This is a genomic window from Mucilaginibacter koreensis (genome assembly GCF_054783355.1).
In genome coordinates this window covers 2,513,680-2,537,027 of record NZ_BAAGQS010000001.1, presented here as the reverse complement: position 1 = coordinate 2,537,027, position 23,348 = coordinate 2,513,680, and the positions used below count along the sequence as shown (strand labels likewise).

Here is a 23,348-nt window from a genome sequence, read left to right as displayed (position 1 = left end):
ATAACGAGGCATGAATTGAAATAAAAAAGGCGGGCCAGAGAGGCGCGCCTTTTTTATTTCAATTTCAGCTTACTCAATTATTTAATCGTAGCGCTGATCAGTTCAGATTTAAAACGCTCAGCACCCATAAATTTGGTATAGATGCCAATTACACCAACGTTTTTGGCAATATAATAGTCGTATGTCATTACGGTGTTATACTGGCCTGCTTGTTTAAGCTGTACATCAACTGTGGTATGAATAACGTTGCTATAAGCTTTGCCCAGTATGGTTTTGCTAATGCCTTTTTCGGCAACGGTAGTTTTGGTTTGTAACTGGATAGTTTCACCTTCATCCACAACAGTAAATTGGTTGGTCCAGCTTTCGCCGGCAGCTTCACGCTCATCCAGGTAAGGCAAATCCATCGCTTCCATGGCCATTTCACCGCTCATGTAGGCGCTGTAAATGCCGTTGTTGTACCCTAAATAAGAGGTTTCAGTGGTGCCGCCACTTACGGCGTTTAATTTATGATAAGTAATATTACCAATTTTTTCGGTACCGGCAGTCATGGTAGTCACTGTGGTGTCTACGCTGCCGGCTGTTACATCCGGGATGGCATTAAAGGTATTGCGGTAGCTCCAGGTAGAGCCGTTGGTTACAGGCTGATAAGCACCGGCGGTATCATCACCCGGTTTTTGGTTGTCATCTTTCTTGCACGAAGCAAAAAACAATACAGATAAGGCGGTTAAAGAAAACAGAAGTTTTTTCATTGTAATAAAAAATTAGCGGGCGCTATAGCCCTGTTGACATTTACTTGAGTTGCAATAGAAGGCAGGGTACCGGCTGCGCTTCCATTGCGTTTTTCGGATGTATTGACGACTGTTGCAACAAATGCGTTACACTGGCAGGCAAATATTTTAATAATGCTTAATTAAATAGCTTATTTACAATGAATTATTTTCTTGTAAATTTTTACAATTTATACTGTAGGTGAGTAACAACTCGCTGAGTTTACTGTCTTATTTTGTGAATAGCGGGTCATCAATGCCTGCTATCCGCAACAGATGAATACCACTTATAAAGCCTCTTATGATACCACCGTGCGCTGGGTAAGTACAGCTTACGGCATCATCACCCTTATTCCTCTTACACTCACTTTAACAGGCAGGCAACAGGATTATGGTATGGTAACCGCCGGACTGGTGCTGATTGGAACTGTCGTGTTTTTGTTTAGCGTTAAAAATTATAGCCTGTCGGCCAATGGTATTGTTATCAACAAATACATTGGCAGTAAAACCATATGGAAAGCCGATATAAAACAAATTAAGGTGTTAGGTCCCGAACATTTGTCAGGCACCCTGCGCACCTTTGGTGTGGGCGGCTTGTTTGGCTATTATGGCAAATTTGCCAACCAGCAATTGGGTGACATGACCTGGTACCTCACCAATAAAGATCATGTGCTGGCCATCATTACCAAAAATAACCGTACCCTGCTGATCTCGCCTGATGAGGCGGTGCGGTTTTATCAGCAGTGGGTGAATGAGGCACAAGTGGCTTAATTCGAAAAACATAAAACCATTTATTTGTTGAAGCGTAGCTTTTGTAATTAATTAAAAGTTAATATTTGAAATTTATATTAACTGCTGAATGAAGTAATTACAACACAAAAGCCATGAATCAAGACCCTACAACAAAGTATCCTACCCCGCCGCAGGAAGAGCAAAAGCAAGAAGTGCCCGGCTCATCGGCCGAAATGCATCCGCAGCCTGATTACGGCGAGAAAACTTATAAAGGTTCAGGTAAGTTAACCGGTAAAAAAGCCATCATTACCGGGGGAGATTCCGGCATTGGCCGGGCCGTAGCGCTGGCCTTTGCTCGCGAAGGTGCCGATGTGCTGATTTCTTATCTGAATGAGCATGAAGATGCTCAGGCCACCGCCCGGCTGGTAGAAGAGGCCGGCCAAAAAGCTGTGCTGGTTCCTGGTGATATCAGCGAGGAAGCGCACTGCCTAAGCATTATTGAAAAGGCGGTGCAGGAGTTTGGCCAGATTGATGTGCTGGTAAATAATGCGGCTTTCCAAATGGCGCGAACTTCTTTGCAGGAAGTGCCCGCTGAGGAATGGGACCGCACCTTTAAAACTAATATTTACCCCATGTTTTACCTGTGCAAAGCCGCCGAACCGCACATGAAGCCGGGAAGCACCGTAGTAAATACTACCTCGGTAAATGCTTATAAAGCGCCGCCGCAATTAATTGCTTACTCGGCAACTAAAGGGGCGATTCAAAACTTTACGGCCAGTTTAGGGCAGCTTTGGGCGGAAAAAGGTATCCGGGTGAACTGTGTAGCGCCGGGGCCTATCTGGACACCGCTCATCCCCGCTACCATGCCGCCCGAAGAGGTAAAGAATTTTGGCCAGAGCGTACCCCTCAAGCGTGCTGGTCAGCCGGCCGAATTGGCACCCATTTATGTGCTGCTGGCTTCTGATGATTCGAGCTATATGGTAGGTTCAACCGTGCAGGTAACCGGCGGTACACCAACTATTTAGTAGGGATGATTTTCATACCGAGGTTATCCGTGCACCAAACATCAGTAGCGTTTTTCTGTTAACGATAAAAATTTACTCCTATGAAAAACATAAACAAGCTGCTTTCCCTAAGTGTGGTGCTGCTCACGCTGCTGGTTTCCTCTTGCAGTAAAAACCCTAAAGAGGAATTGGCCAAAACCTGGCAGGTAAACAAAATTGAAACCGCCACCAAATTGCCAGAAAGTGTAACTAATGCCATGATTGCCAATTCGAAAATGACCTTTACCAAAGAAGGTAACTACACAACCACAGGCGGTATCGGTGCCGACCAAGGTACTTATGTTTTGAATGAGGATGGCAAAGACCTTTCAACTACTTCAACCGCGGGTAAAAGCAACGAAGTGTATGAAATTAAAAAACTGGACAAAGACAATTTAGTGCTTACCAATAAAGGCAATACCGTAACCTGTATCGCTGTAAATTAAATACTATAAATTTATGGGACTATTTGATGAAGTAAACAATGCAGTTGTAAACCAACAACAGCAAAACGATTATAGTGCTGCCCTGCAGGCTGCAGGTGTAACTGTGCAAAATTTAAGGGTACAGGGTAAAGATGGTATATTAACCATAGTAGGTACTGTGCCCGATACTCAAACCGGCGAAAAGGCAGTATCAGTGCTGCAAAGCCAGCCAGGCATTACTACCGTAGTAAACCTGCTGGAAATGGAAGACCTGACGGCGAAAAACATTAAAATGAAAATTGCCACCCAGGAGTCGAACCTGAACATTAGGAAAGGGCCGGGTACCCAGTTTGATATTGTAGGCAAAGCGGCGCATGGTTCCACGGTGCAGTTGATTAAACGCATGTATAACAACTGGTACTACATACATACCGATAGTGGTATAGATGGATTTTGTGCGGCTAACTTTCTGAAAGAAATGTAATAAGCGTAACATCACATACAAAAACGGCCTGTTATGAAAATAACAGGCCGTTTTTGTATGTACACCATTGGTTGCTACAACCAAAGCGGCTGTTTTTTCGTTACATTCACATCAAAAACTTAAATGGGTTTAAGTTGGGCGTTTATGAAGAAATACTTACTTAGCTATTGCATTAAATTTTTACTGCTGATGATAGGCCTGTTTGCCTTTGTGCCTGCCCGGGCACAGCAAACCAGGCCCGATACCGTTTATACCGGTGTTTACATCACCAGTATTCATGATATCAATTTTAAAGACAAAGAGTACGCCATCACCATGTGGCTGTGGCTGCGTTATAAAAATAAGAAATTCGATTTTCTGCAAAATCTGGAAGTGCCGCAGGCCAAAAGCGTAACCCGCTCTTTTTCTACGGTGGACTCGAGCAATAACCAAACGTTTTTGATGATGAAGCTGCAATGCGTAATGAAAGATTCATGGTCGACCGAGAACTTTCCGTTTGATAAGCAAAAGCTGCGATTCTCGATAGAAAACTCCCAGTTTGATCGTAAAGCGCTGGTATTTGCTACCGATACCGCCGGTAAGCATTTCGACCCCAAATTTACCCTGCGGGGATGGTATATTGACAGTATGGCTATCACCACAGGGGTAAAATCTTATGAAACTGCCTTTGGCGATCAGAGCCTGAAAAAGCCGCATACCGAATACAGCAACTACAAAGTAGTAATGCAAATTGACCGGAGCGCTTTTGGTCTGTTTTGGAAAATGTTTTTAGGTATGTACGTGGCCTTCCTGATTGCTTACATGTGTTTTTATATCCATGCCGACAGCATTGATTCGCGCTTTGGCCTTAGCGTAGGCGCCCTGTTTGCCGTGGTGGGTAATAAGTATATTATTGATTCTTCACTGCCCGAGTCCAGCTCATTTACGCTGGTAGATACCCTGCACGGCATCACATTGCTGTTCATCCTTACGGTGGTTACCTGTACGGCTTACTCTTTGCGGCTCATTAAACAGGATAAGATGGAGCAATCGCGCCGGTTTGATTTCATAGCTGCACAATTACTGCTGGGTATTTACGTGGTGCTAAATGTTTGGTTTATTTATGGCGCTACACGCGGATAGTTTAAATAATGATGAAAGCTATTTGTCAAGATTAATATGGCTAAACTAAACACGTTATTGAAAGAGTTTATTCAAAAAGCAAAAGCGTTTGGATTGCCTGAACAGGACTGCTTAAATGCACACGGATTTTTAACACATAACGAACAAAAATTGGCTTTCGATACCATAGTAACCCAGTTGTATGAATATGAAATTAAAGTTGATGAAGAATTTTTGCATCAAGCTACCTTAATTGCCAGCCTGATGTTAATATCTCCTGATGATTATGCTTACCTCAAAGAACTTGTTAAAGTAAGATAGAGTTCGGTAGCGACAAGGCCGTGGTCTTATTCATATCACCCGTGTTGTTGTTTCCACCATCTAGTTATCAATCCGTGTTAATTTTATTTCTTAATTTTCAGCCACCTAAATAACCGTAGCTGAAATTACATGAACACCGCATTTTTAAACAGGCATAAACAAACCATCATTTATGGTATAGCCATGGCGGCGTTATTGTTTGTATTGCGCTGGCTTGAGCTGCGTTTGCTGATTTTACATCATTCGTTTGAAGTTTATGCCGGCCTCATCGCCATAATTTTTACGGCTTTGGGCATATGGCTGGCCCTCAAACTGGCCCGCCCTAAAATACAAACCCTGGTGATAGAGAAGCCGGTGCCTGAACCAATTGCCGCTACATTTACATTTAACCAGGAGGCCCAAACCCGCCTGAACCTAAGCCGGCGCGAATTGGAAGTATTGGAATTGATGGCAGAAGGCCTGAGCAATCAGGAAATAGGCGAACGGTTGTTTGTTTCACTCAATACCATAAAAACCCATTCGGCACGGATATATGAAAAATTGGAGGTGAAGCGCCGTACACAAGCCGTAGATAAAGCCCGGAACTTGAATTTAATTGCATAATGAAAATAGCCTTAAAGGATGAAAACGGCTGTTCTCATTAAAATCACCCGAAAGTATGAAGCGTATAATGGCTCGATAAGGCAAATTTGAACCACTCAACTCAATAACACACATGAAAAAAAATGTATGGACTTTTGGCCTGTCGGCCGGTTTGGTGGTGGCCCTGTTTATGTTGGTCACTACTACGTTATGTTACCGCAATCCTAATTTTTCGGGCACTACCAGTATGCTGCTGGGGTATACCGGCATGCTCATCGCTTTTTCGTTTGCTTTTGTGGGCATTAAAAATTATCGGGATCAGTATAACGGCGGCTACATCAGCTTCGGGCAGGCGTTTAAAGTAGGCGGTTTGATTGCCCTCATTGGCTCTACTATGTATGTGCTTACCTGGCTGGTGGATTATTATGTATTCGTGCCAGATTTTATAGATAAGTACGCCGCCCATACCTTGCAGGAGGCCAAAGCCTCGGGTGCCAGCGTTGCTGAGTTGCGCAAGGAAATGGACAGCATTACCGAATACCGCGAAATGTATAAAAATCCGCTTGGGGTTATCCTGTTTACCTACTTTGAAGTTTTACCGGTGGGCTTGATTGTTACCCTCATTAGTGCACTGATATTAAAACGTAAAGCCAATCTTAACCAGCCCGCAACTGCATAAACTACAACATCAATGAAAATCAAACTCAGCAGCATCTTTGTGAACAACCAAATTGAGGCCCTGCAATTTTATACCGAAAAGTTAGGTTTTGTAGTGAAGCACAACATCCCGATGGGTGAGCACAACTGGCTCACCGTAACCGCGGCCGATGAACCCGACGGCACTGAGCTACTGCTGGAACCCAACGCCAACCCGGCTGCACTAACCTTTCAACAAGCCATATATCAGCAGGGTATACCTGCCACCGCTTTTGTGGTAAATGACATTACCCATGAATACGAGCGTCTGCAAGCGCTGGGTGTTGAGTTCAAAGCAGCGCCCCAGGCAGCAGGTGGGGTTACTATAGCCATTTTAGATGATACTTGCGGGAATTGGGTGCAGTTGTACCAGATGTGGTAATAGTTAACAATTGTTGCCTATAAGTATACTATGTTGAATATAAACAAACAGTTTGTGTTACTATTTAAGGTATTGTTACATATAATTTTGGCCAAGTATTAGAATTAGGATCCGAATAGTTAAAAAGGAGATTACTACCAGTATATAAATATAATGACGCAACGCTTTTTATGTCTGCAGGACTTAATTTAATGAAGGTATTAGGCGCAATAAATTTATAGATACCATCAAAATCTCTGATAAAACAAATGGTTCCATCAGTTAATATAGAAAATTTCATGGCTGAGTATCTGTTACTGCTGATTGTAGTAAAGTTGAGCCCATTGTCTACAGATTTAACGAAATCGTTTAAATTGGCAGTGTTTTGGCTTTGTATAGATGCATACATAGTGCCATCGTTAGCAACCACAAATCCAGAAAATCTTCTCAAAGGGTTACTAAAAACAGTACGCCATTGATTGCCCGTGCTATTTAAACCATAGAGTTGACTGTTATCAGTTAATAATAAAAAGTCGCCGTTTGATAGCTCATCTATATAATCATAGTTGAGACTGGTAATCGGAGCTGAAAATTTAATCCAGCTTACACCTTTATCACTTGAAACCCATGCTGTACTTTTGTTGTCATCGGTATTAATAACTGCTATGAGTTTACCACTGCGCGTATAATTGTAATATATAACTTTTATTGAAGTACTTGGAACGCTGGCAGGATTGCGGTTATCCCAGCTTTTTCCACCATCTTTTGAAAAATAAAGGCCTAAAGGAGTAGTTATAAATAAATCTCCAGTAGGGGTTGAAACAATAGGGTCGGTTCTTAAAAATGATAATGTAGAAGCCATTTTATGCCAAGAAATGCCAATGTCATCCGAGTAATAAAGAGATGCATCATCATAAAATGTGGCTAACAATCGGCCGTTTGGCAATCTGCAAAGTGTATTTGTAGGGGCATCAGGCACACAGGCTGACCTTACATAACCTCTCGTTGTTTTTATGCCGGTTGCGCTGGCATTGATAGAATCCAGCCTTTGCTTTTTATCATCCAGGGCTACAATTTTGGCTACCTGCTTCCCTGTAAGTCCGTTGAGCTGCCATGTAAACTCAGCCTGGCCATCGGAGCCCGTTGTTTTTTGTGTAAATGAGTTTTCGTCGCAGCCGCTCGCCTGGAAATTCAAAGTGTAATTAGCTGCCGGCTTTCCGTCTTTACTCACCTTAACAGTTACAGGTGTACGGAGTTCATTGCCCACAGTATCTGTTTGTGCATCGCCTTTTATAATTTCCAGTTTTAAGCCGCTGTTTGTTGGTGGCGCAGGGGTTTGTGGGGTTTTAGTGCAACTGCCCAATAAGCCGGCAGTTAATAGTGCAATTGATGTAAGTTTTAGGTTCATAGTTGAACTTCAAATATAAGTTGTTTTACGTTCAACCTATATCTTGTTTGTCATCTGTAATAATACAAACCACGCATATACCGCAATTTTCTACTCTTATTCAGCAGCAACTCGTTCGCTTGATTATTAATCATCGTATCAGGCGCAGTATCGCATTCTTTAAAATTTATCTTTTAATTAAGCCCTTTACGGTAAACCGTAAAGGGCTTAATTATACAGCACATAGTTTTGTATTGCACTGCTTAAAAAGCAAACCGGCTTAACGTTAAGTAAAATGCCGGTAGCGGCAGGGCATAAAAATTTATAGTCGTTACAGGTGGCAGATGTGGGAAGTATTGAGATTGGGCGAAGCTAAACTTAACGGGTGAAACGCTCAACAAAACTACTCCTTATATGAAAAGAAAACGGGTTAGTACCAAAACCCACTCCACTGTTTTAATCCTTCTGGGGTTGCTGTTTTTCTGGCTCTTTTCTGCAAGCATGTATAAGCAATATGGTTTATGTGGAGCGCTGGCCGCAGCGTTGGTTACCATATGGGTTTGTTTACTGTTCAGGAAAGTGCTGATTAAGCCTGTAATCATCGCTTTTGGCGCATGCTTAAATTCCGGCTGCGCCCTGCACTATCACATGGGCGATGATTTTTCCAAACAGAGTAAATCCAGTCACAATTTGCATGGCTATATTATTAAGCACACTTCGCTCACTGCAAATATTTATAAAATAGTGGGTACAAATGAATCAGGAACATACTACAGGGTAAAAAGCGGTAAGATTAAATTTGCGCCTTACGGTTATATCAAGCATTAACTTTAAGCTTGTTTTTTTAAAAGTTTATCGCAGTCAATATAAAGGGTAATAGCTCCGCTCTTCGAAGTTTCCAAATCGAAGCTATATGCAAGTAGATTATATCTACCCTAAACCACTGACACATTCATACCACTGCTGCGTGGTGCTGCGTGTGCTGCGCACCGCTTCAGGGTGCTGCGCCTGCTGCGTAGTGCTTCACCTGCTGCACCCGCTGCGCGCAGCACCTATGCAACACCTGCTTAACTTTCTCATCTGCAAGTGCATAAATATATTTCAGCCTCTTGCAAATTAATTAAACTACCACTATCTTTGCAGTCCCGAAATTACGGGGTAATACAAACTGTTTAATTTATTTAATTTAAAGCAAGTGAATACGTTAAGTTACAAAACTGTCTCAGCCAACAAAAAGACCGTTAACAAGGAATGGGTTGTTGTTGACGCTCAAGGCGAGATTTTGGGGCGCTTGTGTTCAAAAATCGCGATGATGATTCGCGGTAAACACAAACCAGGCTTCACCCCAAACGTAGACTGCGGTGATAATGTAATTGTTATCAATGCAGACAAGGTAAAACTGACCGGAAACAAATTTGCCGACAAGCAATATGTTTCTTATACCGGCTATCCGGGTGGTCAGCGTTTCATTTCTCCTAAGGAGTTAATGGCTAAATTCCCTGAGCGCGTAATTGAAAAAGCCGTTCGTGGTATGTTACCTAAAAATCGTTTGGGCCGTGCAATTTATGGCAACCTGCATGTTTATGCCGGTGCTGAGCATCCTCATGCTGCACAAAACCCTAAAACCGTTTAACCATTAATTTTCTAAAAAGAGAAACACACCATGCCAACAACTAACACTTCAGGCAGAAGAAAAACAGCTGTTGCCCGCATTTACCTGAGCGAAGGCAATGGCGCTATTACCGTTAACGGTAAAGATTACAAAGAGTACTTTCCTACTTTGCCTTTACAATACGTAGTTACCCAATCTTTACTGGTATCTGGTTCAGAGGGTAAATTTGATGTACAGGTAAACGTAGCCGGTGGTGGCGTAAAAGGACAGGCCGAGGCCGTTCGTTTAGCCATTGCTAAAGCTATTGTTGAGCTCGATGCTGAAAAGAAACCTGCATTGCGCGCTAAAGGTTTAATGACCCGTGACCCACGTATGGTGGAACGTAAAAAACCAGGACGCCGCAAAGCACGCAGAAGATTCCAGTTCAGTAAACGTTAATATTTTAAGGAGGACACAACAATGGCAAGAACAACATATCAGGACTTACTGGATGCAGGTGTACACTTTGGTCACCTTACCCGCAAATGGGATCCGAAAATGGCGCAGTACATTTTCATGGAGCGCAACGGTATCCACATTATCGATTTAAATAAAACCTTATCAAAGGTTGAAGATGCCGCAGCGGCCATCAAACAAATAGTAAAATCAGGCCGTAAAGTATTATTCGTAGCTACCAAAAAGCAAGCGAAAGATATCGTGGCTGATTATGCAAAAAGCGTAAACATGCCTTTCGTAACCGAGCGTTGGTTAGGTGGTATGTTAACCAACTTTGCTACCGTACGCAAGTCAATCAAAAAGATGTCAAACATCGATAAATTGACCAAAGACGGTACTTACAGCAACTTATCTAAAAAAGAGCGTCTGATGATTCAGCGTGAGCGCGTGAAACTGGAAAACCTGTTGGGTGGTATTGCCGACCTGAACCGTTTACCAGCCGCCTTATTCCTGATTGACGTAAAGAAAGAGCACATTGCCGTAGCCGAAGCTTTAAAATTAAGCATCCCTACCTTTGCAATGGTAGATACCAACTCTGATCCGTCAAACATCGACTTCCCTATCCCGGCTAACGATGATGCTACCAAATCAATCTCTTTGATTACCGGTATCATGATACAGGCTATCCAGGAAGGTTTAGACGAGCGCAAACGCGAGAAAGACGACGAAGCTGAAAAAGAAGCAGCAGCTTCTAAAGCTAAAGCTGATAACGGTGGCGAAGCACCAGAAGGCGGCCGCAGAAGAAGAGGCAACGCTGAAGGCGCTGCAGCTACTGCAGAAGCACCAGCTCCGGCTACTGAAACTTCAGAAGAGTAATTATAACTTGGCAGCTTACAGTATGCAGTGGGTAGTATTAAACTATTGCTATATACCGTAAGCTGCCATTTACATAAATTGAATAATTAACTGGTGTAGTGAAAAGGGAGTTAACTACTCACAATTTCATTACTCACAATTCACAATACAATGTCTACAGTACAAATTTCTGCATCAGACGTAAACAAACTGCGCCAGCAAACCGGTGCAGGTATGATGGACTGCAAAAAAGCGCTGACCGAAACTAACGGCGATTTTGAAGCAGCAATTGACTATTTAAGAAAAAAAGGTGCTAAAGTAGCTGCCAGCCGTCAGGACCGTGAGTCTAACGAAGGTGTGGTAATTGCCCGTACCTCTGAAGATGGCAAACGCGGTGTAATTATCGAGCTGAACTGCGAAACCGATTTCGTGGCTAAAAACGCAGAGTTCATTGCTTTCGGTAATGCCATTGCTAATGCAGCCGTTCAGGAAAAACCAGCTAACCTGGATGAACTGAACGCTTTAGAACTGGATACTGAAACCGAACGCCATACCATTGGTAACCTGATTATCGACAAAACCGGTAAAATCGGAGAGAAAATTGGTGTATCTAAATACGAAGTATTAGAAGGTGATAAAGTAGTAGCTTACATTCACGGTAACTTCCGTTTAGGCGTATTGGTAGGCCTGAGCGCTGATGGTGATAACGTAGAAGCCGCAGGTAAAGACATCGCAATGCAAATTGCTGCCATGAACCCTGTAGCCGTTGATAAAGACGGTGTAGATGCTACCACCATTCAACGCGAATTGGATATTGCTAAAGAGCAAATTCGCGCTGAAGGTAAACCAGAAGAAATGGTAGAAAAAATTGCTGCCGGTAAACTGAACAAATTCTACAAAGACTCAACCCTGTTAAACCAAGAGTTTGTGAAGGATTCTTCTAAAAACGTTTCTCAGTTTTTAGATACCGTACAAAAAGGTTTAACTGTAACCGCATTTAAGCGGGTTGCTTTAGGAGCCTAAGTCATTTATATTTATCCCCGCCCTACAAGGCGGGGATTTTTTTTGCAATTACATTTCTATACAGCCATGCTAACTGCACTATTTAACCTCAAGCTCATTACTAATGGTAGCATCAGTTCAGGCAAAGCCATTCTGATTGATGGCAAACAGATCAGTGCCATTGTTGATAGCGCTCAAATTCCGGCCGATGCCCAACAGGTAGATCTGCAAGGCGCCTACGTAGCGCCCGGTTTAATCGATTTGCAAATTTATGGCAGTGGCGGCAAAATGTTTGGCAGTTTGCCAGAAGTAGCCGCACTGCAGCAAATGGAAAGCGACATGCTAAGCCAGGGCACCACCGGCTTTTTCGCCTGTATGGCTACCAATAGCAATGAGGTGGTAGAAGCAGGCATCACTGCTGCCAAAGCTTACCGCGCCCAAGCCAAAGGCAGCTTTTGGGGGCTACATTTAGAAGGTCCTTACCTGAACGCCAGGCGCAAAGGTGCCCATCCCGAAAAGTATATCAAGAAAGCAACGCTTGCTGAAGTACAGCGCTGGGTAGAAATGGCCGAAGGCGAAATTAAAATGATGACAATTGCACCTGAGCTGCAGGATCAGGAGGTGATTGATTATCTGCACAGCCAGAATATTGTTATTTCCTCAGGTCATAGCGATGCTACTTATGAGCAGGCTAAAGCATTTATCAATAACCCTATACAGGCTATTACCCACTTATATAATGCCATGCCGCAAATGCATCACCGCGAGCCGGGCATCATTCCGGCCATATTTGAAGAGCGGCCTTATACCAGTGTGGTAGCCGATGGTATTCACGTAAGTTTCCCAATGATCAGGCTGGCCAAAAGGCAACTGGGCGATAAGTTGTTCCTGATTACCGACGCGGTAACTGCCGCGACTGAAGGTGCTTACCAGCACCAGTTTACCGGCGATCGCTATACCATGCCTGATGGTACCTTATCCGGCTCTTGCTTAACCATGCTAAAAGCAGTTCAAAATTGTGTAGAGCAGGTAGGCATTGAATTAGCCGAAGCCATTAACATGGCCTCTTTGTACCCTGCACAACTGGCCGGGCAGTTAACCAAAGGGAAAATTGCTGCCGGATATGATGCAGATTTGATTATTTTTAACCCCGGTTACGAAGTGCAGGGCGCTTACCTGCTGGGGCAGTCCATTCATATCAACAAATAATTATTTTAAGCTGAACTGAAAACTATTCAAACCCAATGAAATACAAAAGAATATTACTGAAACTGAGCGGCGAATCATTAATGGGCAGCAGGCAATACGGTATTGATAATAACCGGGTGTTGCAATATGCACACGATATTAAGGCCGTAGCTGATGCCGGGATAGAGATAGCCATTGTAGTAGGCGGAGGTAATATATTCAGAGGCTTAAGTGCCGAAAAATCGGGCATGGAACGTGCGCAGGCCGATTATATGGGTATGCTGGCCACCGTAATTAACTGTATGGCCCTGCAAAGCGCCTTAGAAGGTATTGGTATTGAAACCCGCCTGCAATCGGCCATTAAAATGGAGCAGATTTGCGAGCCGTATATTCGCCGTCGTGCCATGGGCCACCTGGCATCAGGTCGAATTGTGATATTCGGTGCAGGTACCGGTAACCCTTATTTTACTACCGATACCGCTGCCTCTTTACGTGCTATTGAAATTAAAGCTGATGTGGTATTGAAAGGCACTCGTGTAGATGGCATTTATACTGCCGACCCGGAAAAGGACCCAACCGCTACCCGTTATGATGAGATCACTTTCCAGGAAGTGTACGACAAAGGCCTAAACGTAATGGACATGACCGCCATTACCCTCTGCCAGGAAAATAAATTGCCGATCATCGTATTCGATATGAACAAAGAAGGCAACTTTAAACAGATTGCCGAAGGTGCTGCCATTGGTACTTTAGTAAAGTAAATCCATTTATACAAAATAAAAATAAGGCGACAGCATAAGTGTTTATGTTGTCGCCATACTTGTTTTATTGCTGTATCTACTTATGCTTACCAACAGCAAGTGGCCGCACATAATTAAGCAACGATACCAGTAGTTTACCCGGTTCTTCCAACGGAATCAAATGTGCGGAGTGCTCAAACCATATGCCTCTCTTCATCGGGGCTTTCACCTGACTAAGCCAAACCTCGGTAGGAACATTGGGCGTGGTATAATCATGCCGGCCCATAAACATAAACACCGGGATAGGGAAGCGGTGTACCGGCTTAAAATTCACGTTTAAAAACTCCGGCATCACCCGCCATAATGTAAAGAGACTACCGTTACTGATAGCATCTGCATCCGTTAAATTATAAGCAGGTGACAGCAGCGGGCCGTTAAAAAAGTAAAACGAGTTATTGCGGTAAGCCGATAATCCGCCATAATACTGCGGCCAGGTTCGGGCAATGATAATTCTTTCGCGTGTGATGGGTTTGTTGCCCGGGTAGGGCGCAATAGATTGCAGCTCTTTTAAGGCTTTTTCATTTCTAAACTTTTTGGCTTGGGCCATACCATATTCAAAGCTTAGCCGCTCATTTTCCGTGGTATTAATTACCTGGCCTATTCCTGCATAGGCATAAAATAAGTCAGGGCGCTTCAATGCGGCTTTCATCCCTATAATGGTACCCCAACTATGGCCTATTAAAATCAGCTTTTGTTTACGGTATCTTTTGCAGACTTGCTCTGCCAGTTCAATGGCATCGTTTACATACTGCTCAATGTGCAGTGTTGCGGCCAAATGTAATGTATCATTAGTAGCATAAGTTTTACCCGAGGCACGCTGGTCGTAGTTCACCACCGTAAAATATTCTTCTATCGGGCGTTGAAACATCCAGGTGAGCGGTGCCATAGGCGAAGCCGGACCGCCGTGCACAAACAAGATGATAGGATTGTCGCGGTCTTGCCCACGTACATACACCCATTGCTTTACACCGTTAATTTGAACCTGATAAGTTTCTTGTACACCATTGGGCGTTACAATAGAGTCTAAATCTTTAATAATAGCTTTTGCCTTCGCATATTCATCAACCGTGTTATTCTGCTGAGTAAAGGCTGCCAATGTGTATATAAGGCTGAAAGCAGTAAAAATTAATTTTTTCATTCAGGTTTAATTTAGAGATATGTAAAAGCTATGTGGCGTGTTATAATTAAGATATCAAAACGAAAGATTGGTTACAAATGGAGCGAAAAACAGTTAATGGGGCTACATCCTCTCGCGTTAGCAATTGCAGCGTAAAGCGCGGAACGCAGGGCAATGCCTTTTATTGAATTAAAAGTCTAAAAGCCAGAAGTAAAAAAGATCTGCCTGAATTACTTTAAAATCTGCTTTTAAATACAAGCTTTAGAATACTGTAAGCTTCCTATTGCTTCTTGCTTTGATAAACCTTATTTTTGCACCAAATACCAATTAAGATGAGCGAACTCATTAAGAAGCAGTTAAATGATGCAAAGGCCCTGATGCAAAAGGCCATTGAACATACCGATAACGAATTATCAAAGATCCGTGCAGGTAAAGCCAGCCCGGCTATGCTGGATGGCCTGACTGTAGATTACTACGGTACACCAACCCCTTTAACCCAGGTAGGCAGCGTAAACACGCCTGACGCCCGTACCCTGGTGATTCAGCCTTGGGAAAAATCATTGCTGGTGCCAATTGAGAAGGCCATTATGGAGTCAAACTTAGGTTTAAACCCACAAAACGATGGTACCATTATCCGTATCAATGTACCGCCGTTAACTGAAGAGCGCCGCCGTAATTTGGTAAAACAGTTAAAAGGTGAGGCCGAAAACGGTAAAGTGGCTGTACGTAATATTCGTAAAGACATCAACGATAAAATCAAGAAGCTGAAAACCGAAGGTGTATCTGAAGATGAGATGAAAACCGGCGAAGGCGAAGTACAAAAGCTGACCGACTCTTTCATTGTAAAGGTTGATCAACTGGCCGAAGCCAAAGAAAAAGATATCATGACGGTATAATACCGCCAAGCAAATGTCAAATTAAAGGGAATGAGCGTATTGCGCCATTCCCTTTTTTACTTTTGTACCTACACGTATGAAGTTACTATTATCTTATCTATCGCAACACCGTTGGCTGGTGATACTGGCCCTGGTGCTGGCCGCCTTCAATATTGGCTTTTCCCTGCTCGACCCTATGATTACCGGTAACATTGTAGACCGCTATATGGTGCCCAAGGACGGAAAGAACTACTCATTTGAATACCGCCTGTATGGTTCACTGGGGCTGATTGGTTTAGCCATTGGTGCCGCCATGGTATCGCGCATTGCTAAAAATTTTCAGGATTATTTTACCAATATCATTGTACAAAAGGTAGGTGCTAAAATGTATTCTGATGGCTTGCGTCATTCATTAGAACTACCTTATCAGGTATTTGAAGACCAGCGCAGCGGCGAAACTCTGGGCATTCTGCAAAAGGTGAGGTTGGATTGCGAAAAGTTTATTACTTCCTTCATCAGCGTACTGTTTGTAAGCTTAGTAGGGATGATTTTTGTAATTGTGTATTCCCTGAGTGTAAGCTACAAGGTAACGCTGGTATACTTTGCGGCCATACCGGTAATTACCTTTGTGAGTTTGGCATTAAGCAAACGCATCAAAAATATTCAGCGCAGTATTGTGGCCGAAACTACGGCATTGGCAGGTTCCACTACAGAATCATTACGCAATATCGAGCTGGTAAAAAGCTTGGGTTTAGCCAAGCAGGAGATTGAACGCCTCAACAAAACCACTTATAAAATATTAGACCTCGAGTTGCGTAAAGTAAAATTTGTACGTAGTATGAGCTTTGTGCAGGGCACCGTAGTTAACCTGGTTCGCAGTGCCATGGTATTGGTACTATTGGTGCTGATTTTTAAGAACACGCTTACGCCCGGTGATTATTTTAAGTTCCTGTTTTATTCCTTCTTTTTGTTTAACCCTTTACAGGAGCTGGGCAACGTTATCCAATACTGGCGCGAGGCGGAAGTATCATTAGCCAACTTCAAACGCATATTATCTATCCCGATTGAAGAGAAGCCGGAAAAGCCGATATTAATTGAAAAGATAAAGCAGTTGGAGTTTGAGAACGTGAGCTTCAAACACCTTACTGCCAATCGTAACGCTTTGCAGCAGGTTAACTTTACCACCGCAACCGGCGAAACTATTGCCTTTGTAGGTCCTTCAGGCTCAGGTAAAACTACACTCGTAAAGTTACTGGTAGGTTTGTATCAGCCTTTAGAAGGCTCAATTTGTTATAATGGCACTGCCGGTAAGGAAATTGATTTAGACCAGCTGCGCGAAAAGATTGGTTTTGTGACGCAGGATACCCAATTGTTTTCAGGTACCATTCGTGAGAATTTAAAGTTTGTACGCCCCGATGCTACTGATGAAGATTGTATGCAGGCTCTGCGCCGGGCCGCCTGCCAAACCCTGCTGGCCCGTGCCGACAAAGGTTTGGACACTGTAATAGGTGAGGGCGGAGTAAAAGTATCAGGTGGCGAAAAGCAGCGCCTGTCCATCGCCCGCGCACTACTGCGCCGTCCGGATATTTTGATTTTTGACGAAGCTACTTCGGCATTGGATTCTTTAACAGAAGAGGAAATCACCGAAACGATTAAGGATGTATCTGTATTGAAAGATCATATTACCATCCTGATTGCCCATCGCCTGAGTACCATTATGCACGCCGACCAGATTTACGTATTAGAGAAAGGGCGCATCATAGAATCCGGCAAACATGCGGATTTATTGCAGCAAAAAGGTTTATACTACGCCATGTGGCGCCAGCAGATAGGTGAGCGTATTACTGATGATGCAACTGTAGCGCAGGCGTAAACTCCACCGCGTCATTGCGAGGAACGAAGCAATCTCTATACGTTTGGTTATGACAATGTGCAGAGAGATTGCTTCGTTCCTCGCAATGACGTAGAGGAGAAAAAAAATTAAATGAATAACTAAGAAGTTTTTGGTACCGTAATATCCTTTAGCTTACTTGGAATTAGCGATTTCGTTTTCAGGTAAGTAAAACCAACTACCAGCAACGTCATACTACCGCCAAAAATAACGGCCGGTATAGTGCCTAATAGTTTCGCTGCCGTGCCTGATTCAAATTCTCCAATCTCGTTGGAAGAGCCAATAAACATGGAATTTACTGCCGAAACTCGTCCGCGCATATCTTCGGGGGTGAGCAGCTGCATGATGGTACTGCGAATAATTACGCTCACACTATCAAAGGCGCCCTCAGTGAAGAGAAATAGTAAAGAAAGATAAAACGTACGCGACAGGCCGAAACCGATAATAGAGCAGCCAAAACCGGTTACAGCAATCAACAGATTACGCCATGGGCGGTTCATGGGCGAGAAGCGGGTCATGGCCAGCATGGTTAACACTGCACCTAAGGCTGTAGTAGCGCGCATAATGCCCAAACCTTCGGGGCCAACCTTTAATATGGTATTGGCAAATACAGGTAGTAGAGCTACCGCGCCGCCAAAGAAAACCGAAAAGAGGTCGAGGCTCATCGCACCCACCATCATTTTGTTGTTAAACACAAAGCGTATACCCTGCATCAGGCTTTCCTTAATATCTTCTTTAGGTATAAACACCGGCGGGTAGCGGCGCAGCAAAAATACCAGTACTAACGAAACAAGTTCGAATACTACAATAATGGCAAAGGTGGGCGTAATCCCGGCAAAGCCGTAAACTAAACCACCCAGCGCAGGGCCTAAAATAGTAGCAATCTGCCAACTGGAACTGCTCCAGGTACTGCCGTTGGGGTACAGTTCTTTGGGGATGCTTTGGGCATAAATGGCGAAAGTAGCAGGGCCGTAAAAAGCTCGGGCCACACCATTTAAAAAAATCATACTGTAAATAACAGCCACAATCCAGCCGGTGGTAAGGTGAGTGGCTACACTGTGCATGGTAACGGCCATCATAGCCAATGAGGCAAAAAACACCAGGAAGAAAATGATGAGCAACATCTTCCGCTTCTCCGATTTATCGGCCACGTAACCGCCATACAACGCAATGCTGATAGCGGGTATAGCTTCACATAAACCCACAATACCCAAATTAAATGGGTTTTGGGTAATATGATAAATGTAGAAACCAATAATAACGGCCTGCATTTGGTAAGCGAACGTAAAAAAGAAACGCATACCAATGTACGAGCGGAAATCTTTATATCTTAATGCGGCAAAACTATCAGGCTTAACACTACTCGGGTCTTCGTTACTCACAGGGCAAAAGGATTGATGCACTGCAAAATTACAAAAAGCGGGTTGGTTAACCTATTAAAATGTCAATCCTTGCTGGTCAATCAAATATACCAGTGAGGTAATGGCGGCTGCACCTAGTTCCAGTTCGCGCTTATTCACATTTTCAAACACATCATTCGGGGTATGGTGAATATCAAAGTAACGCTGCGAATCGGGGCGGAAGCCAATAAGTTTAATGCCCGGCACCTGGCTTTGCAGTGGTTCAATATCGGTACCAGCGCCGCCTTGCGTTAAGCGGTCAGCTTCGTAAGGTGCCAGCAGCGGTTGCCAGCGCTGGTTTACGGCTTTTACAAAGTTGGCATCTACGCCGCTAAAGCTAAATCCCCGGGGTGTAAAGCCGCCCTCATCGGTTTCAATAGCGGCAATATGGTTTTCTTTGTTAGCTGCAGCCAGGCGTGCATATTCGGTACCGCCGCGATGGCCGTTTTCCTCGTTCATGAAAAATACAGCCCGAATGGAATGTTTGGGGTGATAGCCTACCGCTTTCAGCACACGCAATACTTCAACTGATTGCATTACGCCGGTACCGTCATCATGGGCGCCTTCGGCCAAATCCCAGGAGTCAAGGTGGCCGCCTACGGTGATATAGTCATTAGGGCTTTCGGTGCCTTTAATTTCGGCTACTACATTGTATGATGGTGCATCGGGGAGGGTTTCGCAGTTTTGCTTAAAATAGAATGTAAGCGGAATGGCCGAGCGCTGCCTTAACAATTGTGTTAATCTATCGGCTGCAATGGTGGAAATAGCCGCAGCCGGAATTTTCGGGCCGTTGCCATAATTGGTACCCCCTGTATGTGGATAATCATCCAGTGTACTGCTCAGCGAACGTACAATTACACCCACTGCGCCATATTTGGCAGCAGCGGCCGGACCGGCATTACGCTGATCGCCGGCAGTGCCGTAGGCCTGCCCGGTTTCAATAAAACGCTGATCGAACGGACGGTTGAAAAACACAATTTTACCTTTGATAACGCTTTCACCCAGTGTTTGCAGTTCGGCTAAGCTTTTTACTTCAACTATTTTTGCGGTTAAGCCATTGGTCGGCGTAGCCACCGAGCCACCCAAGGCGCAGATGGCTACCGGTATTTCTGTTTTTCCAAAAATAATTTTGCCCTGTTCTTTGGCGCCGCGTACCCAATGGGGTACCATTACCGGCTGCAGGTACACGCGGTCGAAACCATAGCCTTCCATTAACTTTTTACTCCACTGCACGGCCTTTTCTGCATTGGCCGAACCGCTTAAGCGCGGGCCAATTTGTTTGCACAGGTAGCGCAAATTGCCATAACATTGTCCGTTGACCAACGCCTCATCATAAATTTTACGAATCATGGCCGAATCTTGTGCTTTTGCCAGTGGCGCAGCCAGTGTTAAGGAAAGAAATGCAGAAAAGAGCAGGGATTTTTTCATGAGAACCGCAGGTTTTGTTGTAATAATGCGGTTAAGATAAAAATTATGAAATCTTATCCCAACTTAAACCTGCATTTTTTGCCTGAAATGCCAGGAGCAGTACCTGATGTTCAGGCTTGGTAAGTTGCGGGTCATTGGTGAAAATATCTTCTACTACATGGCGTGCTTGTAACAGCAGCGGCTGATCTGTAGCCAGGTTAGCCAGTTTAAGGTCTAACACGCCGCTTTGTTGTGTACCTTCAATGTTGCCTGGGCCGCGCAGTTCCAGGTCAATCTCCGATATTTCGAAGCCGTTGTTGGTACGCACCATCGTGTCCATCCTGATTCTGCCTTCGCGGCTCAGTTTGTGGCTGCTTAGTAAAATACAATACGAATGCTCGGCTCCACGGCCTACGCGGCCGCGTAGCTGGTGCAGTTGCGAAAGTCCGAAGCGCTCGGCGTTTTCAATAATCATAACTGATGCATTGGGTACATTCACGCCAACCTCGATTACAGTAGTAGCCACCATAATCTGAGTTTCGCCTTTTACAAAGCGCTGCATCTCGAAATCTTTATCGGCGGCAGGCATTTTACCATGCACAATACTGATGCGGTACTCCGGCAGCGGGAATTCATGCGAGATGGTATCCACGCCATCCTGAAGATTTTTTAAATCCAGCTTTTCACTCTCCTGTATCAGCGGGTAAACAATATACACCTGTCGGCCTAAAGCAATTTCGCGCTTCATCAATCCGAACACGGCCAGGCGCTGATTTTCATAGGCATGCTTGGTTTCAATGGGCTTACGTCCGGCGGGCAGTTCATCAATTACAGATACATCTAAATCGCCATACAAAGTCATGGCCAGGGTGCGCGGAATAGGCGTGGCCGTCATTACCAGTACGTGCGGCGGCAACACATTCTTCTTCCACAGTTTTGCACGCTGCTCTACGCCAAAACGGTGCTGCTCATCTATTACCACAAAGCCGAGATTAGCAAATTGTACGGTATCTTCAATTAAAGCATGGGTGCCAATCAGAATTTTCAGTTCGCCGCTTACCAGTTGCTCATGTATAATTTTGCGCTGCTTTTTGGGGGTGGAACCGGTAAGTAAACCTACGGTCAGGAAATCATCACCCAGCAGGCTTTTGATTGAAATATAATGTTGGTTAGCCAATATTTCGGTAGGGGCCATCATGCAGGTTTGAAAGCCGTTATCAATAGCCAGCAGCATGCTCATTAAGGCCACTACAGTTTTGCCACTACCTACATCGCCCTGTAAGAGGCGGTTCATCTGTACGCCGCGCTGTGTGTCAAGCCGGATTTCTTTGATTACCCGTTTTTGCGCATTGGTAAGCGGGAAGGGGAGCTTATGATGATAAAACTCGTTGAAATACTCGCCTACATTGCCAAATACATTTCCTTTAAATTTTTGCGTACGCAGCAGTTTGTTACGGAGTAGTTTGAGCTGAATGAAAAACAGTTCTTCAAATTTCAGCCGGTGTTCGGCTTCATTTAAAACCACAGCATCTTCGGGGAAGTGAATGTTTTTATAAGCTTCTGCACGGCCCATTAAATTGAGCTGTTGTAGAACGTATAGCGGCAGATTTTCATGGATGTCTTTTAGGTGCTGATCCAATAAAATGGCCGTGAGTTTCTGAATGCCTTTGGTATCCAGCGAAAACTGCTTTAACTTTTCGGTGGAACTATAAATGGGCTGAAGCGTAAGATTCCCCTTCTTTTTTAACGCCTCCGGACTATACTGTTCCAATTCCGGATGCGACATTTGGGGCTTGCCATTAAACATGCCAGGCTTACCAAAAATAATGTAGGCTTTACCGGGTATTAGGCTCTTTTCAATCCATTTGATGCCCTGAAACCACACCAGTTCCATTACACCAGTATCATCCTGCACCTGGGCTACCAGGCGCTTGGTATGTTTTTCGCCTAATAATTCTTTTGAAACCAGGCGGGCAATTACCTGTACGTAGGGAAGTTCAGCATCTATTTCGCGCACTTTGTAAAATTTGGTGCGGTCTATATAACGGAAAGGGTAGTGCTTTAGCAGGTCTTCGTAGGTGAAAATAGCCAGATCTTTTTTCAGCACATCGGCTCGTGAGGTGCCTACACCTTTTAAATAATCAATAGGGGTTTGAAAGGGCTGATTCACGAGAGTACAATTGGAGGACAATTTTCAACAGCCGCTTCTTCATTAACGGCAAAGGTAATTGCTCGGCATCGAATATAATTACTTCAACCGGATGCCAGTATATACAAAGCAAACTCCCGGCTGGAGGGTGTTATTTTAAAGCAGCAATTACCGAAATTTCAACATTCACGTTTTTAGGCAGGGCGGCTACTTGTATGGTTTCGCGGGCCGGAAAGTCAGCAGTAAAATAGGAGCCATACACCTCATTAACTTTAGCAAAATCGCCCATGTTAGTTAAAAAGATACTGCTTTTTACAATTGAACCAAAATCAGCCCCGGCTTCAGTAAGGATGGCTTTGATGTTTTCCATCACTTGAGTGGTTTGGGCCTCAATACTGTCCATTACCAGTTCGCCGCTTTGCGGGTGCAGTGGAATTTGGCCTGATACAAACAGCAGGTTACCGGTTGCTACGGCCTGGCTGTAAGGACCAATAGGTGCAGGTGCGTTAGTCGTATTAATAATGGTGTTCATTTTTTCAGAATGAAGATGTCAATCAGTTTATAAATGATGCCCAGCACAAACATGATGATGGCCGTAGCATTGATAATATGCATTACTTTTAGGTTGAAGCTTTGAGGCCTGTTGGGATCTTTTTTTCGAAAGAAATACATACACAAATATAACAAAAAAAGAGGGCTCCGGATGTTTCCGGAGCCC

At 44.0% G+C, this 23,348-nt stretch carries 26 protein-coding genes; 18 read left to right on the top strand and 8 right to left on the bottom strand.

Going from position 1 to position 23,348, the window contains the following annotated elements; translation table 11 throughout:
* Nucleotides 1-77: 77 nt before the first annotated feature.
* Nucleotides 78-749 carry a hypothetical protein gene (locus ACYVNW_RS11575; protein ID WP_460680028.1) on the bottom strand — a complete coding sequence of 224 codons (672 nt, stop codon included), beginning with the start codon at nt 747-749 and terminating at the stop codon, nt 78-80.
* Nucleotides 750-1,043: 294 nt separating this feature from the next.
* On the opposite strand from ACYVNW_RS11575, the gene ACYVNW_RS11570 reads away from it, so the two are divergent.
* The 9 genes from ACYVNW_RS11570 to ACYVNW_RS11530 all read left to right on the top strand — a co-directional run bounded on the left by ACYVNW_RS11570 (nt 1,044) and on the right by ACYVNW_RS11530 (nt 6,533).
* Complete coding sequence (locus ACYVNW_RS11570) at nt 1,044-1,538, top strand: PH domain-containing protein (RefSeq protein WP_460680027.1); 495 nt, start codon at nt 1,044-1,046, stop codon at nt 1,536-1,538.
* Between the two features lie 113 nt (nt 1,539-1,651).
* Nucleotides 1,652-2,524 (top strand): SDR family oxidoreductase, encoded by an 873-nt coding sequence (locus ACYVNW_RS11565; RefSeq protein ID WP_460680026.1) that lies wholly within the window; start codon nt 1,652-1,654, stop codon nt 2,522-2,524.
* An 80-nt stretch (nt 2,525-2,604) separates the two neighbouring features.
* Entirely contained in the window at nt 2,605-2,988 is a 384-nt protein-coding gene (locus ACYVNW_RS11560) for a hypothetical protein (protein ID WP_460680025.1), read from the top strand.
* Between the two features lie 13 nt (nt 2,989-3,001).
* Entirely contained in the window at nt 3,002-3,451 is a 450-nt protein-coding gene (locus tag ACYVNW_RS11555; protein ID WP_460680024.1) for an SH3 domain-containing protein, read from the top strand.
* A gap of 144 nt (nt 3,452-3,595) precedes the next feature.
* A complete protein-coding gene (locus tag ACYVNW_RS11550; protein WP_460680023.1) occupies nt 3,596-4,573 on the top strand; it encodes a ligand-gated ion channel in 978 nt (325 codons plus the stop codon).
* Nucleotides 4,574-4,609: 36 nt separating this feature from the next.
* A complete protein-coding gene (locus ACYVNW_RS11545) occupies nt 4,610-4,873 on the top strand; it encodes a MafI family immunity protein (RefSeq protein WP_460680022.1) in 264 nt (87 codons plus the stop codon).
* A gap of 129 nt (nt 4,874-5,002) precedes the next feature.
* Nucleotides 5,003-5,476, top strand: coding sequence for a helix-turn-helix transcriptional regulator (locus ACYVNW_RS11540; protein WP_460680021.1), 474 nt, complete (start codon nt 5,003-5,005; stop codon nt 5,474-5,476).
* Between the two features lie 112 nt (nt 5,477-5,588).
* Nucleotides 5,589-6,134, top strand: a complete 546-nt coding sequence (locus tag ACYVNW_RS11535) for a DUF4199 domain-containing protein (RefSeq protein WP_460680020.1) — start codon at nt 5,589-5,591, stop codon at nt 6,132-6,134.
* Between the two features lie 12 nt (nt 6,135-6,146).
* Nucleotides 6,147-6,533, top strand: a complete 387-nt coding sequence (locus ACYVNW_RS11530) for a VOC family protein (RefSeq protein ID WP_460680019.1) — start codon at nt 6,147-6,149, stop codon at nt 6,531-6,533.
* A 64-nt stretch (nt 6,534-6,597) separates the two neighbouring features.
* Here the strand turns inward: ACYVNW_RS11530 and ACYVNW_RS11525 are convergent, their stop codons facing one another.
* Entirely contained in the window at nt 6,598-7,743 is a 1,146-nt protein-coding gene (locus ACYVNW_RS11525) for a VPS10 domain-containing protein (RefSeq protein WP_460680018.1), read from the bottom strand.
* A 657-nt stretch (nt 7,744-8,400) separates the two neighbouring features.
* Between ACYVNW_RS11525 and ACYVNW_RS11520 the strand changes: the two genes are divergently transcribed.
* The 7 genes from ACYVNW_RS11520 (at nt 8,401) to pyrH (ending at nt 13,752) form a co-directional block, all read left to right on the top strand.
* Nucleotides 8,401-8,727, top strand: a complete 327-nt coding sequence (locus ACYVNW_RS11520) for a hypothetical protein (protein WP_460680017.1) — start codon at nt 8,401-8,403, stop codon at nt 8,725-8,727.
* Nucleotides 8,728-9,094: 367 nt separating this feature from the next.
* Nucleotides 9,095-9,532 (top strand): 50S ribosomal protein L13, encoded by a 438-nt coding sequence (gene rplM / locus ACYVNW_RS11515; RefSeq protein WP_460680016.1) that lies wholly within the window; start codon nt 9,095-9,097, stop codon nt 9,530-9,532.
* 30 nt (nt 9,533-9,562) lie between these two features.
* Complete coding sequence (gene rpsI / locus ACYVNW_RS11510) at nt 9,563-9,949, top strand: 30S ribosomal protein S9 (protein WP_460680015.1); 387 nt, start codon at nt 9,563-9,565, stop codon at nt 9,947-9,949.
* Between the two features lie 21 nt (nt 9,950-9,970).
* Nucleotides 9,971-10,822, top strand: coding sequence for a 30S ribosomal protein S2 (gene rpsB / locus ACYVNW_RS11505; protein ID WP_460680014.1), 852 nt, complete (start codon nt 9,971-9,973; stop codon nt 10,820-10,822).
* Nucleotides 10,823-10,972: 150 nt separating this feature from the next.
* Nucleotides 10,973-11,824: a translation elongation factor Ts gene (gene tsf, locus ACYVNW_RS11500; protein WP_460680013.1), complete on the top strand. Its 852-nt coding sequence runs from the start codon at nt 10,973-10,975 to the stop codon at nt 11,822-11,824.
* 66 nt (nt 11,825-11,890) lie between these two features.
* Complete coding sequence (gene nagA / locus ACYVNW_RS11495) at nt 11,891-13,012, top strand: N-acetylglucosamine-6-phosphate deacetylase (RefSeq protein WP_460680012.1); 1,122 nt, start codon at nt 11,891-11,893, stop codon at nt 13,010-13,012.
* Nucleotides 13,013-13,047: 35 nt separating this feature from the next.
* Nucleotides 13,048-13,752 (top strand): UMP kinase, encoded by a 705-nt coding sequence (gene pyrH / locus ACYVNW_RS11490; protein WP_460680011.1) that lies wholly within the window; start codon nt 13,048-13,050, stop codon nt 13,750-13,752.
* Between the two features lie 76 nt (nt 13,753-13,828).
* Here pyrH and ACYVNW_RS11485 read toward each other — a convergent pair whose 3' ends face one another.
* Nucleotides 13,829-14,929, bottom strand: a complete 1,101-nt coding sequence (locus tag ACYVNW_RS11485) for an alpha/beta hydrolase (protein WP_460680010.1) — start codon at nt 14,927-14,929, stop codon at nt 13,829-13,831.
* A gap of 311 nt (nt 14,930-15,240) precedes the next feature.
* On the opposite strand from ACYVNW_RS11485, the gene frr reads away from it, so the two are divergent.
* Both frr and ACYVNW_RS11475 read left to right on the top strand, forming a co-directional pair.
* Nucleotides 15,241-15,804, top strand: a complete 564-nt coding sequence (gene frr / locus ACYVNW_RS11480; RefSeq protein ID WP_460680009.1) for a ribosome recycling factor — start codon at nt 15,241-15,243, stop codon at nt 15,802-15,804.
* Between the two features lie 76 nt (nt 15,805-15,880).
* The gene (locus ACYVNW_RS11475) at nt 15,881-17,656 is read left to right on the top strand and encodes an ABC transporter ATP-binding protein (protein ID WP_460680008.1); all 1,776 of its coding nucleotides are present in this window, start codon (nt 15,881-15,883) and stop codon (nt 17,654-17,656) included.
* Nucleotides 17,657-17,775: 119 nt separating this feature from the next.
* Here the strand turns inward: ACYVNW_RS11475 and ACYVNW_RS11470 are convergent, their stop codons facing one another.
* The 5 genes from ACYVNW_RS11470 to ACYVNW_RS11450 form a co-directional block, all read right to left on the bottom strand.
* Nucleotides 17,776-19,056, bottom strand: coding sequence for an MFS transporter (locus ACYVNW_RS11470; RefSeq protein WP_460680007.1), 1,281 nt, complete (start codon nt 19,054-19,056; stop codon nt 17,776-17,778).
* Between the two features lie 54 nt (nt 19,057-19,110).
* Complete coding sequence (locus tag ACYVNW_RS11465; RefSeq protein WP_460680006.1) at nt 19,111-20,502, bottom strand: M20/M25/M40 family metallo-hydrolase; 1,392 nt, start codon at nt 20,500-20,502, stop codon at nt 19,111-19,113.
* A gap of 43 nt (nt 20,503-20,545) precedes the next feature.
* Nucleotides 20,546-22,651, bottom strand: coding sequence for an ATP-dependent DNA helicase RecG (gene recG / locus ACYVNW_RS11460; protein WP_460680005.1), 2,106 nt, complete (start codon nt 22,649-22,651; stop codon nt 20,546-20,548).
* A 130-nt stretch (nt 22,652-22,781) separates the two neighbouring features.
* Nucleotides 22,782-23,162 carry a RidA family protein gene (locus ACYVNW_RS11455; protein ID WP_460680004.1) on the bottom strand — a complete coding sequence of 127 codons (381 nt, stop codon included), beginning with the start codon at nt 23,160-23,162 and terminating at the stop codon, nt 22,782-22,784.
* Nucleotides 23,159-23,302, bottom strand: coding sequence for a DUF6728 family protein (locus ACYVNW_RS11450; RefSeq protein WP_460680003.1), 144 nt, complete (start codon nt 23,300-23,302; stop codon nt 23,159-23,161). The genes ACYVNW_RS11455 and ACYVNW_RS11450 overlap by 4 nt, the downstream gene beginning before the upstream one ends.
* Nucleotides 23,303-23,348: the final 46 nt, after the last annotated feature.